General features: G+C 41.0%; 15 protein-coding genes. 8 read left to right on the forward strand and 7 right to left on the reverse strand.

The features are described 5' to 3' along the window. Window positions 1–229: 229 nt before the first annotated feature. The 3 genes from K2X50_05660 to K2X50_05670 form a co-directional block, all read right to left on the reverse strand. Complete coding sequence (locus K2X50_05660; GenBank protein MBX9586726.1) at window positions 230–1,612, reverse strand: Do family serine endopeptidase; 1,383 nt, start codon at window positions 1,610–1,612, stop codon at window positions 230–232. A gap of 16 nt (window positions 1,613–1,628) precedes the next feature. After that, window positions 1,629–2,390, reverse strand: a complete 762-nt coding sequence (gene pgeF, locus K2X50_05665) for a peptidoglycan editing factor PgeF (protein MBX9586727.1) — start codon at window positions 2,388–2,390, stop codon at window positions 1,629–1,631. A gap of 87 nt (window positions 2,391–2,477) precedes the next feature. Continuing rightward, window positions 2,478–3,749, reverse strand: coding sequence for a divalent metal cation transporter (locus tag K2X50_05670; protein MBX9586728.1), 1,272 nt, complete (start codon window positions 3,747–3,749; stop codon window positions 2,478–2,480). Between the two features lie 67 nt (window positions 3,750–3,816). Between K2X50_05670 and coaA the strand changes: the two genes are divergently transcribed. From coaA to cysS, 5 genes are all read left to right on the forward strand, one after another. Next, window positions 3,817–4,755 (forward strand): type I pantothenate kinase, encoded by a 939-nt coding sequence (gene coaA / locus K2X50_05675; GenBank protein ID MBX9586729.1) that lies wholly within the window; start codon window positions 3,817–3,819, stop codon window positions 4,753–4,755. An 18-nt stretch (window positions 4,756–4,773) separates the two neighbouring features. Beyond that, window positions 4,774–5,622 carry a S1/P1 nuclease gene (locus K2X50_05680; protein MBX9586730.1) on the forward strand — a complete coding sequence of 283 codons (849 nt, stop codon included), beginning with the start codon at window positions 4,774–4,776 and terminating at the stop codon, window positions 5,620–5,622. Window positions 5,623–5,653: 31 nt separating this feature from the next. Then, window positions 5,654–6,736: a saccharopine dehydrogenase NADP-binding domain-containing protein gene (locus K2X50_05685; GenBank protein MBX9586731.1), complete on the forward strand. Its 1,083-nt coding sequence runs from the start codon at window positions 5,654–5,656 to the stop codon at window positions 6,734–6,736. A gap of 204 nt (window positions 6,737–6,940) precedes the next feature. Continuing rightward, window positions 6,941–7,684 (forward strand): hypothetical protein, encoded by a 744-nt coding sequence (locus tag K2X50_05690; protein MBX9586732.1) that lies wholly within the window; start codon window positions 6,941–6,943, stop codon window positions 7,682–7,684. Between the two features lie 339 nt (window positions 7,685–8,023). Further along, complete coding sequence (gene cysS, locus K2X50_05695) at window positions 8,024–9,418, forward strand: cysteine--tRNA ligase (GenBank protein ID MBX9586733.1); 1,395 nt, start codon at window positions 8,024–8,026, stop codon at window positions 9,416–9,418. Between the two features lie 190 nt (window positions 9,419–9,608). On the opposite strand, the gene K2X50_05700 is transcribed toward cysS, so the two are convergent. The 3 genes from K2X50_05700 to K2X50_05710 all read right to left on the reverse strand — a co-directional run bounded on the left by K2X50_05700 (window position 9,609) and on the right by K2X50_05710 (window position 12,809). Next, a complete protein-coding gene (locus K2X50_05700; protein MBX9586734.1) occupies window positions 9,609–9,902 on the reverse strand; it encodes a hypothetical protein in 294 nt (97 codons plus the stop codon). Between the two features lie 130 nt (window positions 9,903–10,032). Further along, a complete protein-coding gene (locus K2X50_05705; GenBank protein ID MBX9586735.1) occupies window positions 10,033–10,785 on the reverse strand; it encodes a hypothetical protein in 753 nt (250 codons plus the stop codon). 2 nt (window positions 10,786–10,787) lie between these two features. Beyond that, window positions 10,788–12,809, reverse strand: a complete 2,022-nt coding sequence (locus K2X50_05710) for a hypothetical protein (GenBank protein ID MBX9586736.1) — start codon at window positions 12,807–12,809, stop codon at window positions 10,788–10,790. A 312-nt stretch (window positions 12,810–13,121) separates the two neighbouring features. Between K2X50_05710 and K2X50_05715 the strand changes: the two genes are divergently transcribed. The 3 genes from K2X50_05715 (at window position 13,122) to dnaQ (ending at window position 15,128) form a co-directional block, all read left to right on the forward strand. Next, a complete protein-coding gene (locus tag K2X50_05715) occupies window positions 13,122–13,898 on the forward strand; it encodes a class I SAM-dependent methyltransferase (GenBank protein ID MBX9586737.1) in 777 nt (258 codons plus the stop codon). Window positions 13,899–14,013: 115 nt separating this feature from the next. Beyond that, on the forward strand, window positions 14,014–14,457 hold the full coding sequence (gene rnhA / locus K2X50_05720) for a ribonuclease HI (GenBank protein ID MBX9586738.1): 444 nt from the start codon (window positions 14,014–14,016) through the stop codon (window positions 14,455–14,457). Then, the gene (dnaQ, locus tag K2X50_05725; GenBank protein MBX9586739.1) at window positions 14,454–15,128 is read left to right on the forward strand and encodes a DNA polymerase III subunit epsilon; all 675 of its coding nucleotides are present in this window, start codon (window positions 14,454–14,456) and stop codon (window positions 15,126–15,128) included. Before rnhA ends, dnaQ begins: the two co-directional genes overlap by 4 nt. A gap of 3 nt (window positions 15,129–15,131) precedes the next feature. On the opposite strand, the gene K2X50_05730 is transcribed toward dnaQ, so the two are convergent. Then, the gene (locus K2X50_05730; GenBank protein ID MBX9586740.1) at window positions 15,132–16,370 is read right to left on the reverse strand and encodes a sodium:proton antiporter; all 1,239 of its coding nucleotides are present in this window, start codon (window positions 16,368–16,370) and stop codon (window positions 15,132–15,134) included. Between the last annotated feature and the right edge of the window lie 12 nt (window positions 16,371–16,382).

Consider the following 16,382-nt stretch of genomic DNA (forward strand, 5'->3'; position numbering starts at 1 on the left):
GAGGGAAATAAAGCGCAGCGAGGGGGACCCGAGCGAGCCATTCCCGGAAAGACAGTCGGATTGTAACGCCGACTTTGGAAGCTCTAAACAGTTTATCCGTACGGCGGTGCTCTCGAAAAGGTTGTCTTGCTCAGTCCAACTCCAAATATGTTCTTAATGTTTTCGATTTTCCGGCGGAAAGACAGTCGGATTCTCACGCCGACTTTGGGCATTCTGTAAATTAAGGTGCCTAAGTAATGACGACATAAATATTGGCAAGACCACGTCGAATACTGAGAAGTAGTTTCTTAGGTTTTGTTCGAATAAGATTCGCCACATCCTTGATTTCAAGAGTTTTTTCGCCGTTAGCTTTGAGGATTATGTCGCCTGGGCGTAAGCCGGCTAGGAAGGCGTTGGAAGTGTCGTTCACTTCTAAAACAAGAACACCTTGAAGCTCTTCGTTTTGTGTATCGACTTGATGAATATTATTTAATCGAACTCCCATCAGTAATGAGTTTTCTTTTTCCATGGTTTTAATAGCTTTTTCAACGGTGTCGATGCCGACGGATAAATTCAACGTTGATTTTTTGCGTTGCACTGTCAGTTTTAATGTGTCATCGACTTTGGCAGTACCGATAATACTGCGCAAATGATCTGCATTTCGAATCGCTTCATTGTCAATTTTGATGATGACATCTTGTTCTTTTAATCCACCTCTTTCAGCCGCAGAACCTTTATTTACTTGAGTGACTAAGGCTCCAGAAGAATTGGGCATATCCAATGCATCTGCAAGCGCTGGTGTGAGCGATTGGACCATCACGCCTACAATTCCTCGATTGACTTTATGGTATTTGATTAGCTGATCCATGACGCTTTTAACCATATTACTGGGGATTGAAAATCCAATTCCCACACTCGTGCCTTGTGGTCCTAAGATGGCTGTATTAATTCCAACTAATTCACCTTTCATGTTCACTAAAGCACCACCCGAATTTCCTGGATTAATGGAAGCATCGGTTTGAATGAAATTTTCATAACCTCCAGGACCTTCAATTCCAATGCTGCGATTTAGCGCACTGATGACACCCGAAGTAACGGTTTGCTGAAGACCGAAAGGATTTCCGATAGCTGCGACGAAATCACCGGCAGAAAGTTTGGATGAATCTGCTAAAGGGATGGATTTGAGGTATTTATCTTTGACTTGAATCACAGCTAGGTCAGTAGGGGGGTCAATTCCAACAATCTCTGCTTTTAGTTTTCGGCCATCATTCATCGTGACAATCAGAACGGTGCTGTTTCGAATGACGTGGGCATTGGTGACAATGTAGCCGTTTTGTGAATCCACGATTACGCCTGATCCTGCACTTTCAAATTTTCGAGAGGGCATTAGATCTAAATCATCAGGGTTAGAAGGTTGACCTTGGTGGTTTTGTTGAGCTTGTGGGGAGGAAGGCACAACAGCGATGGAGCCACGTACCGTGATATTCACAACCACGGGCATTACTTTTTCTAACATAGAGGCCATCGTGGGTGAGTAATTTGGAGCTGGTGTTGTGACTTTAGGAGTCGCTGTAACTGTGAGGTTAATAAATAAAGTTGTTATGATGAGTAAATATTGAACTCTGTTTTTCATTGACGCTTCTCTCCGCTTAATCTGCAATAAAAATTATAGAGGCCATTCTACCAGTATATCCACCGGCTTTGCGATAGGAAAAGAACATTTTATCATCGGTGAAAGTGCAATAATCCCCACCGTAAACCGCTGTGACCCCGTCTCGATTCAACGATAAGGTCGCGAGTAGGTAGAGATTTGCCAAATATTTGCTATTGGTTTGAGGAATGAATGCAGGGGTGTTTTTTGGTTCATGAGACGTGAAGGCCTCGAACACTTCGGGGCCGACTTCAAAAGCCTCAGGTCCAATGGCTGGTCCCAACCACGCTATGATATCTGAGGGTGGAGATCGGAAATTTTTTATGGCTTCCGACAATATGCCAGATAAACAACCACGCCAACCGGCATGAACTGCAGCAACTTCCGTACCTGCACGATTGCAGAGTAATACGGGTAAACAATCGGCGGTGAGTACAGCACAAATTTGTTGGGTTTTAACAGTATAACATCCATCGGCAGTAGGGGGATTTGCCACCATTTTTGTCAAGTCGTGATTGTCGAGGTTGATGATAATATTGCTATGAGTTTGATTTAGCCAGATGGGCTCATGGTGTAAATTGACTGCTTTCAGTAATCGATCGCGATTTTGATTAACGTGATCCGGATTATCACCCACATGGTGTCCGAGGTTGAAACTTGCGTAGGGCCCTTCGCTAACACCGCCCAGACGCGTTGTAGTCAGTGCAATGATTGAGGGAGGCGCAGGCCAATCTGGTTCTATAATATCAAGGTGATTCATAAAGTTCTCACGGTTGTGCTTGCAAATATCCTAGATTGTGTACCTGAGGATCTCTCGCTACGATCCCAACAGCAGAATCTAGGAGCATCATTCATGCAGTATCCAGCCTAGATGCCAAGTTAAATACAATAAACTTACACCTATCAAAAAAACGATTCCAAATCGTCCGAGGATTAATAATGATCGATTGGGCTGATGTTCTTTGGGAATAATGTCTGAATTGGTGATGACTTTATAATTTAATAGTGCATAGATAGGTGCAACTAAAAACGCGAGCGTGGTTGCAAAATCCAAAAGACGAGTCATATTTTTAACAAAATAGCCTGATAAGATGATGCATCCAAAAAATAATATGAGCACACTGTACCAATACAATAGCGGGTAATATTTTTTCATTGTGGGAAAAGCCAAGTAGGTCGCTGTGGATATTGCGCGAGGATAAGCATCTAAGCAAACGATGGTTGTGCTAAACATGGTAGTGAGCATCGCAATTTCTAATATAGGTTCACTCCACAACCCAATATGACTGCTATACAGCGTTACTAATTGTTCTGTGAATCTTACACCGGAATCTGAAAAGTTTTCGCCGCTGCCAAACATCACCAAAGTTCCTAAAGCGACAAAAAATATGGCAAGCACCCCGTTTAAAATGTATCCGATATTAAAATCGAGCATGGCTTCTTTAGGTGTGGGTGTATGAGCACTTACGCGATAGCGTCGTTTAGTCCATAATGAAACCCAGACTGACACTTCTAATGGAGCTGGGATCCAACCCATCAACGCTAACATGAAACTCAAGCCTGCTAAATTCCATAAATCAGGCCGTGGAGTAGTGGCAACGCGTTCTACGTTGTGGGGGAAGGCCAAAACCACAACGGTAATTGTAGATAATGCGAGTATGATTAGAATTAATTTGACAGTTCTTTCCAGCCAAAGGTAGTGTCCAATAAACACGATCGAAGCGCAAATACTGATAATGGCAATGGTGAAAACCAAGGGAGAGATTGTGGCTCCAATCATATACGCGAAAATGTTAGCCGCGATAAAACTCACTGTGGCGACAGTAATAAACGACACACATATTGTAATCGCGATATATCCAAACAAAATCCAACGACCGAGGTGGGCATAGCCTTGTAATAACGTTTTATTGGTGATGACTGTGAGACGTTGTGAATATTCAAAAAAGGGGTATTTTATGATTGTGATCAATAACACGGCAAAAATCATGATAAAACCGTAGGTTGCTCCGGCACGTGTAGATTGAATTAAATGCGAAGCACCCATCGCTGCAACAGCGAAGAGCATGCCAGGGCCTAACATGCGCCCAAAATTAAATATGCGCTGAAATAAGTTCATGTGAGTCTTGCTTTGTGATTTACAACTCCCTACGATTAGCCTTCTACTGTAACTGATAGAATGTGAAATGGTCAACCATACACCCTTCTTAGAATTCAGCCGCGCAAATTGGCGTCAGTTTCGACAAGATACACCTCTGACTTTGACAGAAAGTGAATTAGCTCGGCTGCGTGGTCATAATGAATCCATTTCATTAGTGGAAGTTGAGGAGGTTTATTTACCGATTGCTCGTTTACTCAATTTGTATGTTGAGGAAACACAAGAGCTTTATCGTGTAACTAGCAGATTTTTAGGGACTTCTGTTGCTAGAGTCCCGTATATCATTGGTGTCGCTGGTAGTGTGGCAGTAGGAAAAAGTACGATTTCTCGATTATTGAAATCTTTATTATCTCGATGGCCTGCGCATCGAGAAGTTGATATTGTCACAACGGATGGATTTTTATTTTCCAATAATGAACTGGCGCGTCGTGGTTTGGCAGATCGCAAAGGTTTTCCTGAGAGTTATGATGTCCAAAAATTAATCGAATTGTTATCGGATATTAAAGGGGGAAAAACCGATTTACAAATCCCCATTTATTCTCATGAGTATTATGACATTATTCCTGATCAGTTTGAGACCATTCATTCGCCTGATATTGTCATTGTTGAAGGTTTAAATGTCTTGCAAGTGGGGGGCTCAAATCCTCGAGTATCGTCACGAGTATATGTATCAGATTATTTTGATTTTAGTATTTATGTCGATGCAGATCCACAGGTTATTGAGGCGTGGTTTGTGGAGCGATTTATGAGCTTTAGATCGCAAGCATATGATAATAATAAACTTTTTATGAATCAATTTTCGAGGATGTCGGACGCGGAAGCACAAGAATTTGCGCATACTATTTGGGTGTCGATCAATGCTAAAAATCTTTTTGAGAATGTGTTGCCCTATAAAAATCGGGCCAATTTAATTCTACATAAAGGCCATGATCATGTTGTAGAAAAGATATTATTGCGAAAGTTGTAGAGGGTTAAGGAGTGATCTATGTGGATAAAAAAAATTAAATATACCTTCATTGCCTGTCTATTGTTATTGCCGAGTGCAATTTTTGGATGGAGCGCTGTTGGTCATAAAATTGTGGCTAATATTGCGTATGATCATCTAACACCTGAGGCAAAAAAAGCGGTTGATCAATTAACTTTTGTTCCTGAGAAACAGTATTCAGGGCGTAGTCGATTCGTTTATTGGTCAACCTGGGCAGACTGGTCGCGCGATCGGGGGGACAATCGATTTAGATTATGGCATTACATTAATCTGCCAATATCAGATCATGTCGTTAAAACGCATCCACCCCATCCAATCAATGCTGTTTATGGCATTAATCACTGCCAAGTTGTACTGCGAAACGCAGCGGCCAGTCTCGAGGATCAACAAACGTGTTTGAAGTTGTTGATTCATGTCGTGGGAGATATACACCAGCCTTTGCATGCAATCAATCGATACAGCGTCTCTCATCCTAGAGGGGATCACGGTGGGCATAGCTACTTGATTCGCAGTAAAGTGGCAGATAATTTACATGCGTATTGGGATCGTGGGCTTGGGAAATTTACGCCATTTCAGCGCCGGCAAGTCACTACAGGTGTGCGAATTTGGCAGTATGCTGAGGAAATTGAGGAGCGATACCCTCAGGAGCAAATTCCAGCACGTGATAGGTTGCCTATTGAGTGGGCGTATGAAGGCCGAGCGATAGCGGAGTCGTATGTTTATCAAATTCCAGAAAAATCGACACCAACCAAGGATTACCATGATAAAGGCGTTTTCATTATGGAGCAGCGGCTGGCGTTAGCAGGATATCGATTGGCTGCCATGCTGAACTCGATCTATACTAAATAATCTGACCCCTTACCCTAGCAAGGATGCAAGTATGAATATTTTAGTGGCAGGTGCCGGTCAAATCGGTTCTTTGTTAGCCCAGCTATTAGCAGCAGGGGGTTACAAAGTTCACTTGGTTGACAGTAATCCGGATCATTTTTCCAAGCTTTCGGCTTTGCCTAATTTGACGACGATCGCAATGAATGTGGTGCCGAGTGCTGATCTCGAGGCCTATATCAAAAACAACGCTATAGAAGCTTTAGTTGCTTGTCTGCCTTATTATTGTAATTTCTCTATCGCTCAACTGGCTGCTATTTGTAATTGTCATTATTTTGACTTAACCGAAGACGTTAAAACAGTCTCGGCTGTACAAGAATTGGCTCAAGGGAAGTCTCAGGCGTTCGTATCACGCTGTGGGGTTGCGCCAGGTTATATCAATATCTTAGCCCATCACCTGATGCAAAATTTTGAAAGCTTAGATAGTGTGAAATTGCGCGCGGGCTGTTTGCCGCAACATGCCACCAATAGTCTTCATTATGCTCTGGCCTGGTCTATTGATGGGTTGATCAATGAATACGGGAACATGTGTCCAGCCCTCGTCGATGGAAAAAAGACCTATTTACAGCCATTGGAAGACTTAGAAGTGGTTGAGCTGGATGGAGTCATGTATGAGGCATTTAACACGTCTGGTGGGATTGGTGGGCTGCACGACCGTTATGAGGGCAAGGTCAGTTCCCTCAATTATAAAAGCATGCGGTACCCCGGGCATGCTGACCGGATGAAGTTTTTGATGCAAGACCTCAAATTGAACGATGACCGGGAAGTCCTTAAGAAGATCCTGTTACGAGCCCTGCCCAAGACAGATAGTGATGTGATGATCATCTATGTATCAGTGTCGGGCATGCGAGAAGGGGAGTTCTTTGAAGAGAATACCCTGAAAAAGATCTATCCCAAAACCCTGTTTGATAAGCGTCATTCGGCCATTCAAGTCGCTACGGCCAGCAGCGCTGCGACCGTGATAGACCTCGTGTTAAGCAATAAAAAGTGCTATCAAGGCTTTGTTTATCAAGAAGATATTAAGCTCGATCAATTTATGGCTTCATCATTTGCGCTACCCTACAAAGACCTCGTTTAATTAATCTGTTAATCGAGAGAAACGCTCATATTTTGAGCGTTTTACCACTTCTATATTGGGCTTAAAGGCTTGGTTTACTGGTATTCTGGCGTATTTTAATATAAAAGCATGAATTTATTACCCGTATTAATATAATATACTTGACATTTATAATTTATTAGCGTACAATATGCGAACTATTAATTAATCTTGAGGTATGTAAGTATGCGCCAGAAAAAATCTGTACTAATGGACACTCCCTTAGGTCTTTATCCTACTCCTGTAGTAATGGAAGATGGTACTGCTGAGAAGCCTATGGTGGTGATCGCATCGGATGAAAAGATAAAACTGGAAGCAGCAATAAAAGCTTTCTATCAATGTCAGGAATTTTTAGAAGATGCAATTCGTGTCTCGAGTGAAAGCATAGAATCTTTGAAGGACCACGCTAAACTAGCGACAGTTTGGTTTAGTAACGTAAAAATTGCCTTACTAAACAATTCAGTAGAAGAGTTATCTGCCGATGCTGAAAAAAGTGCAGAGCTTGAAAATCACTTAAATGGCTGTGCAGACTTTATGGCTAAATACATTGCTGCTTTACAGGCTCAACAGCCTCAAGTGGAAGAAATCGATCTTGATGCTAATGTACCAGCTGCTCAACCTGTTAATCACGGAAATTTTATGGATTCAGCGTTTGCTAATAAAGCTATAGGACTTGCAGGTATCGTACTCGGTGCTATCACTGCATTATTGGGTGCATTAGCAACGGCTGTAAGCTTAGGTGCAATTACCACAGTTGTATTAGCACCTGCTGGTGTTATCGGGGTAAACGCTGGCGCTGGAATGGTGAGTGGCGGTGTAACTGCTTTAGCTTTCGGTGTAGGTTTCTTTGCGCATGGCCGAAATCTGTCACACAAAGCAGCTCAAGAACTACCATTGGAAGATCAATTTTATATGGTTGCTCAAGACTAAGCTCTGTTCTGATCTAAAGAAGCCAGGTTAATCCTGGCTTTTTTTTGGCTTTACATCATCGCTACGCCTTGGCTATCGAGGTTGATAGGGGTGCGCAAGAACGAAGTGGTAAAGCACCCACTCAGGTTTCCATTTAACCTCTGGAGCGAATAGGTATCAGGATGATAGCGGGATGGGCCATGGATGGCCCACTGAGCGGAAGAGGTTAAATGGAAACCTGAGTGGGTGGTACATCCTATGGCATATCCAAAATCGTCACTCTAAGAAAGTAGCAATCTTAGACTTGGCCACATAGTGCTGGTATTCTTAGCTTTTTATGGCAGTGATAAAAGGTGAAGGATGCTTAGAATCTACAATAGTTTGACCCAGCAAAAAGAGGAATTTGTACCCCTGATTCCAGGTAAAGTCGGGATGTATGTCTGTGGGATGACAGTCTATGATTTTTGTCATATTGGCCACGGCCGGATATTCGTGGTTTTTGACATGGTATCTCGTTATTTACGATATGCGGGTTTTGACGTTACTTACGTCAGAAATATCACGGATATCGATGATAAAATTATTCAACGAGCCAATGAAAATAATGAATCTATAGAATCTTTAACCGAACGTAACATTATTGCGATGCATGAAGATGAAGCAGCCTTAGGCGTTTTATCGCCTGATCTGGAACCTAAAGCAACTCAGCATATTCCCAGTATTATCAATATGATACAAGCATTAATTGAACAAGATTATGCGTATGTTGCTGAGAATGGTGATGTGTATTATTCCGTGAATAAATTCACGCATTACGGAGAATTGGCTCATCAAGACATGGAAAAGTTACAAGCTGGGCATCGTGTGGATGTTACTGAAGTTAAGCGTGAACCTTTGGATTTTGTTCTGTGGAAACTAGCAAAACCGAACGAGCCCCATTGGCCATCACCGTGGGGTGAAGGGCGACCGGGTTGGCATATTGAATGTTCAGCGATGTCCACTGAAACATTGGGCAAACAGTTTGATTTGCATGGGGGCGGTTTAGATCTGGTGTTTCCTCATCATCAAAATGAAATCGCACAATCCGAAGGCGCCAACGGATGTAAGATGGTGAACACTTGGATGCATGTTGGATTTGTTCAAGTTAATCAAGAAAAAATGGCTAAATCAGTGGGGAATTTTTTTACGATTCGTGATGTGTTGAAAACGGTTGACCCCGAAGTGATTCGCTATTTTATGTTGGCCAGCCATTATCGAAGTCCTATTAGTTATTCCAATGAAAATTTAGCCAGTGCAGAAATGGCCTTGAGACGATTTTATTTATGTTTACGTGAAATGCCTAATGCCCCCGAACCTGTTGAAACGGATTATGAGCATCGTTTTGTAAACTCCATGAATGATGATTTTAATACTCCGGAAGCGATTGCCGTTTTGTTTGATATGGCTCGTGAAGTCAATCGACTCAAAAAGCAAAATCGTCGAGAAGCTGCTGCAAGTATTGCGACTCTAGTCAAACGGCTAGGTGGGGTGTTGGGAATTTTGCAGCGTGATGCACTTGCCTTTTTGCAAGCCGGTGTTTCTAGAGAAGAACGTCAGGAAATTGAAGCGCTTATTGCGGAGAGAACGCAAGCTCGACTGAATAAAGAATGGGCACAGGCTGATGCGATTAGAGAGCAACTTCATCAAAAAGGCATTGAATTAGAAGATCGGCCGAGTGAAACAATTTGGCATAGAAGGGTAGAGGGGGAGCTGTGAGAAAAGGTGTCAAGCATCAGGGGTCAAATCTCTAATTGCTACTTTCTTATAAGGTTAAAGAAGTAGTCTTATAGATTGAGTATAGAAAGTGGCAATTAGAGATTTGTCCCCTTCAAACCTTTCATAGGATAAAAAAAACCCGCTCATGACTGTGTCGTGAGCGGGTAATCTTGCAGCTAAACTAACTAAATTAGTTAGTTGAAGCAGCTGGAGCAGGTTCTGCTGGCTTAGGTTCTTCAGCTTTTGGAGCTTCTGGTGTTGCAGGAGTCTCAGTAGACGGAGCTGCAGCAGCTGGAGCTTCTTTCTTCTCTTCAGTAACTTTCTTCTCTTCTGTCACTTTGCCAGAGTTCGCGTCACTAGCTGGTGTAGAAGTAGTAGTAGTCACTTCTTCAGATTCTTCCTTAACTTGTTCACGTTCGCCACAGCCAGCGAGGCTAAGAGCGAAGATCAATGCGCTAATTGCAATTAGACCTCTCTTTAACATATATTATCCCCTTTTCACGGTTTAAAAATCTCGACATAAGCACCAAAGCACTCATATCGTTTCACAGGTATACATCATTGTATACACATTCATTTACAGAAACGTCGTATTCTATCAGCGGTTTTTTAGATTAGCAACGAATTGTTTCGATTTCAGTAGTGTTGTTTCGATCTAATGATTCGACAGCTGTTTCAGTCGAAGTATTATCGACCGAAACTATTCGTCTTACTGAAGGTAAATAAGTGAGCGCCTGGTGGAATAGAGAGTATGTGCTTTGCTCAGAACGTTGCACACTAGTAGCTTGAGAGTACGAAGGTGTGAATTTTGGCTCAACAAGATTAGCGTAAATATCAGCCAATCTTTCAACTTGTATCGCATACTTGCTAAATAGCTCATAGAGACCGACGTCTTTATGTCGATGCTCTGTTTTGCACTTTTTGTGTAGGTCTTTAATATGGCCAAACAATTGAGACTGTTCTATAGGAAACTTTCTCAACACTAGCCCCATTATTGTGTCATGTTTTCCTGTAGAGTCTACAATAACTTGCTTATGAAAAACTTGATTGAATAATTGCTTTGTTCTTTTGAAAATTTCAGTGCAAATCGCATGACCAGAACCTCGATTATGGTAATTAAAAACTTGTCCGAATACGCTGGCACTCAGTTGAAACTGTTCAAAACAGAAAATTAAAATTTCCTGTTTTGAAATAGTGTCTTTTTCTGATTGTAATTTGTTTCTGAATTCTTTTATCGCAAGTGTTCTTGACACGAGGGTGTCGAATAAATGGACTCGTGGATCTTTATAAGAATCAATTAAAGTTTGAGTGATAGCCTTAATTTCTTCTTCAGTGAAAGAAGGCAAGGGACCTTTATTGAGCTTCACGTTTACCCCACAGCAGACAATGTTTTGGGTTCGTGAGCCAGCGTTTCAGCAACATAAGAGTATACTTGAGCTTTGCGTTGAACGCCTAATCCTAGAGTGATTGCGCTTACAAGTGATTTTTGTATTTGTTGAGATCTTGTAGATCCATTCTGTGTTTTTGTAGGACTGGATTTTATTTGTTGATTCTCATTAATCGTTGTTGTGACTTGTTCACTTAATTTCCTTGTCTCTCTCTCTAAAGATGATTTTTGACTCGCAATAAAATGTAGTTTCGAAAGAGCACTTGCATAATGCGGATTAGTATTTTTGGTGTCTGGAGTTAGAGCTGGAACGCATGCTCGGCTAATAGATTCGCAGCGCTCTTTTTGTTGTTCATTTAACCATAAGATGGCTGTGGCTTTGGTTGCATCTTGATTTCTAATATCAGTTTCCTTTACCGGGAGTACGTCATTGCTGACACTTAATGTGGCTATCTGAGAATCTCGATTGCTGGCAGTTTCTTTATAACTGTGACGAATCACTTTGTTTATATGATTGATGTCGCCATATTGCTGCCATAGTGTTCCAACTCGGGAAAAGTTAAGTGTGAAGATTGCTCCTAAATAATTTCCGAGGCGAGCCCAAAAGCTATTAGGCCTAAAATTTAAAGACAGTATTTTTAGTTGACCTTGGAATTGAACAAAACTTAACTCTCCTTTAGCAAAACATGTAACGTGTTTCGCTAATTCTTTTTTATATAAAGGTAAATCGGTATTATTATTGGACTTTTCTGCAACTTTAGAAATAAAACTTTCGTAACTTAGACCATCTTCAGGAACATTAATTTCCAAAAACGCTGCTAAGAGTTGTTGGTTGTCTTGCACATTGTTAATCTCAAGAATTTTATCATCGAGCTGTTTCCAGTTATGATCAGCAGATAATTTGTTTAAACTAGCCTTGAAAGCGGTTTCGTTTATCTGACCTTTTGCAAATTGTTCGATATGTTTTCGTAGAGTTTGTTTTGCAGGAGATAATCTTTTTAACGAACAGCTCATATCAACGAGAGGTTTTATAATATTGAGAATCTGCGCTCTTTTATAATGTGAGCTAAAAAGAAGATATTGGTAAATTTGGTCATGTGATTGTTCATGGAGAGTTGATACTGAATTAATAATACCTTGATAATTCAAGTGGGTTTTCAGTATGGTAAGCGGAGATATAATATTTTCCAATACGATATAGAGATCAGCGACAGAATGGTATGAATCAAAAGTATCACCGTGATCTGAAGGTGGGAAATTCCAATCTTTTGGGAAGGAGGGCAGATGTTGGGCTTCGCTCTCTCTAAATAGGGTTTTATTATAGGTGGTTAACTCATTCGTTAATCTGAATAATGCATTCCTGCGATGGAATTCAGCGTACTGATTTTCAAATAAGTTAGAAGAATTCAGGAGGCTGTTACAAGAGGCTTCGATTATTTGATTATAGAGTTGGTAACCAGAATCCACAGCGTTTACACTATTATTAAAGGAGTTATTTAGTCCGTAAGCGCAGTTGAATAATGCAAAATCATCGATTTTCCCGTTGCGAAATTCTTCCATCTTTTCAGAGGATTCGTCTATAAAAGGGTAATGACTTGATATTAGATCAGACGGTAAATTCTCAATTAATTCTTTAGAGCGAAATTGATTATGAAGTGCTTTATACATAGGGCCATTGTCTGCCCAAAAAGATTCGTAATGTTGACGGCTGAGTACAGTTAACTTGGATCGAAGTAATAATAAATCGTTGTGATAGCCAATTTTAGGTTGAGGTGGTGTTGGATTATGAGTTTTGTGTTTCGTAGGGCTTTGTGGTGGTGAATAATCAACAGGAGAATTTGATCCACTTGAATCACTGCAGTGATCAAGTGCATCGAATGCATCCTGGTCTTTCTGACCTACAGTTCCTGGAATCTTTCCAAGTTGATCTCCCAATTCAGCAGCGTTAAAAGCTGCACCTTTAGTAAGAAGAACATCCTGAGAACCTAATTCAACACGTTTCATGGTACCCTCCAAGTGTTGACCAGAGTGTATAATATCATTTATTAAAAAGCCATCATTATAAATGCTTTTCAACAGTTTATTGAGACCTCGACTATTTCAAGGGCGATTATACTAAAAGAATTTCAGGAGTTCCCTGCTAAGAAAAATCATCTGCGTTCAAGGTGATAGAAGATTTTCCTTGAACGATTATGGGTTTTATGGGAGAGAATCGTGATCTATCTCACAAATATATCAAAGGAAGCATCTTCACATTTTTAGTGCGATGGAGTATACACTGTTAGATAATATCGAAATAGATTCTTGAGGAACTGGATGACAAGGCACTCCGCATTTCCCAAAATGGATCATTGGATCTATCATCCGCACGGGCGCTATTTATTAGAAGCTGAGCGTAAAGCCTTGGCGTCTTTGTTGCCTCGTTATTTTGGCTATCATCTATTGCAACTAGGTGGGCCTTTACACTTTGATTTATTAGAAACAAGTTTAATTAATCATCATATTCGCTTAGCCGATGAAGTAGCGCCAGGGTTCGATGGGTCTTCAGTTAAAGCAGATTTTGATGAGATGCCTTTTTTGCCGGATAGTATCGATCTTGTGGTGATGCCGCATACTTTGGACCGACTTCAGAAACCTCAGGCCCTATTAAAATCAGTATATGATGTGTTGATTCCCGAAGGGCATGTCATTATTTTAGGGTATAATGCGTGGAGTTTGTGGCGTTTAGCCAAAATTTGGCGACGTCATGATGCACTGTTACAGCGTGCACAATTTCATGGTGCTGGCCAAGTAAGACGTTGGTTGAATCATGCAGGATTTCAAATTGTGTACCATAAGAGTGTGGCTCATCGCCCTCCTATTTCAGATGAAGGTTGGTTGAAACGATTTTTGTTTTTGGAGCCGATGGGGCAATTGTTATGGCCTCATTTGGGAGCGGTACATTTAATTGTTGCTAAAAAAAGAGTCGTGCCTTTTACCGCTATCCGAACATGCATTAAAAAAAGTTTGGTCCGAGTGGGTGAACATGTAACTGAACCCAGCACGTTGGAATCGCATCGACGTGAGTCACAGCATCTGCCGCTTAAGGATTGAGGGTGTTTTTTGTCTCTCAATGCCATTGTTCAGGGGTGTTGATTTTTAAAGCGGGAGATGCTTCCTTTTCTAATTCAAGACTTGACCCCTAAACATAATCAAGTATCCTCGCACCATGAAAGTTTTAATCTACACAGATGGCGCATGTCGTGGTAATCCAGGTCCTGGAGGATGGGGGGCTGTGTTGCGCTTTGGTGATAAAGAGAAACACCTTAAAGGTTCGGAAAAAATGACAACCAATAATAGGATGGAATTAACAGCAGCCATTCAGGCATTACGAGGTTTAAATCGTTCGTGTGATATTGAAATTACAACAGATTCTAATTATTTGCGCGATGGCGTTATGAGTTGGCTTGCAAAGTGGAAAAAAAATAATTGGCGAAATAGTGCAAATAAACCGGTAAAAAATCAAGATTTGTGGGAAGAATTGGACGTTGAAGTGACGCGACATCAGATTCGATGGCATTGGGTGAAAGGGCATAGTGGTCACCCTGAGAATGATTTAGCTGATCAATTAGCCAATGAAGCAATTGATGAATTATTGAGCAGGACATTATGACTAGACAAATCGTACTCGATACTGAAACGACAGGACTTTCACCAAGTGATGGACATCGTGTGATAGAAATCGGTTGTGTAGAATTGCTTAATCGTCGTTACACCGGAAATAACTTTCATGCCTATCTGAATCCGGAACGACAAATTGATTTAGGTGCGATGCGTGTCCATGGAATTAGCAATGAATTTTTAAAAGATAAACCACGCTTCGTTGATATGATTGATGATTTTATCAATTATATTCGCGGCGCAGAATTAATTATCCACAATGCAACTTTCGATGTGGGTTTTCTCAATCACGAATTTAAATTGTCGGGTTCACAGTATCAATCCATTGAAAAAATCAGTGGGGTTTTCGATACATTACCGTATGCAAGACGATTACATCCTGGTCAGAAAAATAGTCTAGATGCCTTATGTAAACGTTATAATGTTAATAATTCTAATCGACAACTTCACGGTGCTTTGCTTGACGCTGAATTATTGGCACACGTTTACTTGGCGATGACGGGCGGACAAGTGACGATGTTCGGTGATGCTTCGGATACTGTTCAACAAGTTGCAGATTCTGGTCCGATTATTCGAAATGATCGTCAGCATTCTTTGCCGGTAATTGTTGCGACGGCCGAAGAACTAGAAGCTCATCAGCAATTTATGGAAAGTATCGTTTAACTATTAGGCTGCTTTACTTTTTTCCACTAACGATTTGATGGTCATACCTTGGATCAAAATAGAAAACAGAACAACAGCATAGGTCATTAGCAGAATCAGTTCGCGATTTTTACTTTGTGGTAATGCCAACGCGAGCGCAACTGCAAGACCGCCTCTTAATCCGCCCCAAACTAAGATACTGATTGTGTAAGGTGCATATTTTCTTCGTAATTTGAAAAGTGCCATGGGTGCAGCGACCGTGAGAAAACGCACAAAAAGAACAAGTGGAATCGCGATTATGGCAGCGATAATGCTTGAAACGCTAGTTTCGAGTATGAGTAGCTCAAATCCGATGAGTAAAAAAAGTACGGCATTCAGAATTTCATCAATGAGTTCCCAGAATGTATCAAGGTTATTGCGCGATTTTTCAGACATGGCTGTGTGACGACCACTATTACCTATATAAATTCCTGCAGCCACCATCGCAAGGGGTCCAGAAACGCCTAGGGTATTGGCAAGAATATACGCACCTGAGGTGACCACTAAGGTGAGCAGAATTTCAACTTTGTAATTATCGATAGCTTTAATAAGTTTGGTAATTATCACACCGCAGGCTAATCCGTAGGCAATGCCGCCAATGGCTTGCTGAACAAAAAGAAGGCTCACGTCTTGCCAACTGAGGGGTGTTTGAGAAAAAGCGAGTTGGTATAGTGAAAGAAACATTACGATGCCAACACCATCGTTGAAGAGGGATTCTCCTGCAACTTTAACATCGAGTTGTTTGGGGGCATTTAATTCTTTAAAGGTTGCGAGTACCGCAATCGGATCGGTAGGAGAGATTAATGCGCCAAAGAGCAAGCAATAAATAAAATCTAGATGAAGCGAAATTAGGGGTAATATAAAATAAATAAAAATTCCCACAAGAAAAGTAGAGGCTACGGTTCCCAGCATTGCAAGAACACCGATTTCCCATTTATGTTGTTTGAGCGTACCAAGATCTACGTGCAAAGATCCGGCAAATAATAAAAAGCTCAGCATTCCATCGATCAACAATGCGTGAAAATCAAGTTGAGAAATTTGTTTTGTAATTATTTCTCCCAATCCGAAGTGGGAATATCGACCAAACACAATTAATAATAATGAAAGAAGAATGGAGGCTGACATAATTGCAATAGTAGTAGGCATTTTAATGAAACGTTCATTGAGGTAGGTTGCTGCTACCGCTAGAGTCAAAACAATCGATGCTATGGTATAAATGCTCATATATGATCCTAA

It is taken from the genome of Gammaproteobacteria bacterium (assembly GCA_019748175.1).
Taxonomy (GTDB): domain Bacteria; phylum Pseudomonadota; class Gammaproteobacteria; order JAIEPX01; family JAIEPX01; genus JAIEPX01.

Excerpts from the sequence above, each read along its gene's own strand:
- K2X50_05660 (MBX9586726.1), bottom strand. The coding sequence starts at position 1,612 with ATGAAAAACAGAGTTCAATATTTACTCATCATAACAACTTTATTTATT.
- pgeF (MBX9586727.1), bottom strand. The coding sequence starts at position 2,390 with ATGAATCACCTTGATATTATAGAACCAGATTGGCCTGCGCCTCCCTCA.
- K2X50_05670 (MBX9586728.1), bottom strand. The coding sequence starts at position 3,749 with ATGAACTTATTTCAGCGCATATTTAATTTTGGGCGCATGTTAGGCCCT.
- coaA (MBX9586729.1), top strand. The coding sequence starts at position 3,817 with ATGGTCAACCATACACCCTTCTTAGAATTCAGCCGCGCAAATTGGCGT.
- K2X50_05680 (MBX9586730.1), top strand. The coding sequence starts at position 4,774 with ATGTGGATAAAAAAAATTAAATATACCTTCATTGCCTGTCTATTGTTA.
- K2X50_05685 (MBX9586731.1), top strand. The coding sequence starts at position 5,654 with ATGAATATTTTAGTGGCAGGTGCCGGTCAAATCGGTTCTTTGTTAGCC.
- K2X50_05690 (MBX9586732.1), top strand. The coding sequence starts at position 6,941 with ATGCGCCAGAAAAAATCTGTACTAATGGACACTCCCTTAGGTCTTTAT.
- cysS (MBX9586733.1), top strand. The coding sequence starts at position 8,024 with ATGCTTAGAATCTACAATAGTTTGACCCAGCAAAAAGAGGAATTTGTA.
- K2X50_05700 (MBX9586734.1), bottom strand. The coding sequence starts at position 9,902 with ATGTTAAAGAGAGGTCTAATTGCAATTAGCGCATTGATCTTCGCTCTT.
- K2X50_05710 (MBX9586736.1), bottom strand. The coding sequence starts at position 12,809 with ATGAAACGTGTTGAATTAGGTTCTCAGGATGTTCTTCTTACTAAAGGT.
- K2X50_05715 (MBX9586737.1), top strand. The coding sequence starts at position 13,122 with ATGACAAGGCACTCCGCATTTCCCAAAATGGATCATTGGATCTATCAT.
- rnhA (MBX9586738.1), top strand. The coding sequence starts at position 14,014 with ATGAAAGTTTTAATCTACACAGATGGCGCATGTCGTGGTAATCCAGGT.
- dnaQ (MBX9586739.1), top strand. The coding sequence starts at position 14,454 with ATGACTAGACAAATCGTACTCGATACTGAAACGACAGGACTTTCACCA.
- K2X50_05730 (MBX9586740.1), bottom strand. The coding sequence starts at position 16,370 with ATGAGCATTTATACCATAGCATCGATTGTTTTGACTCTAGCGGTAGCA.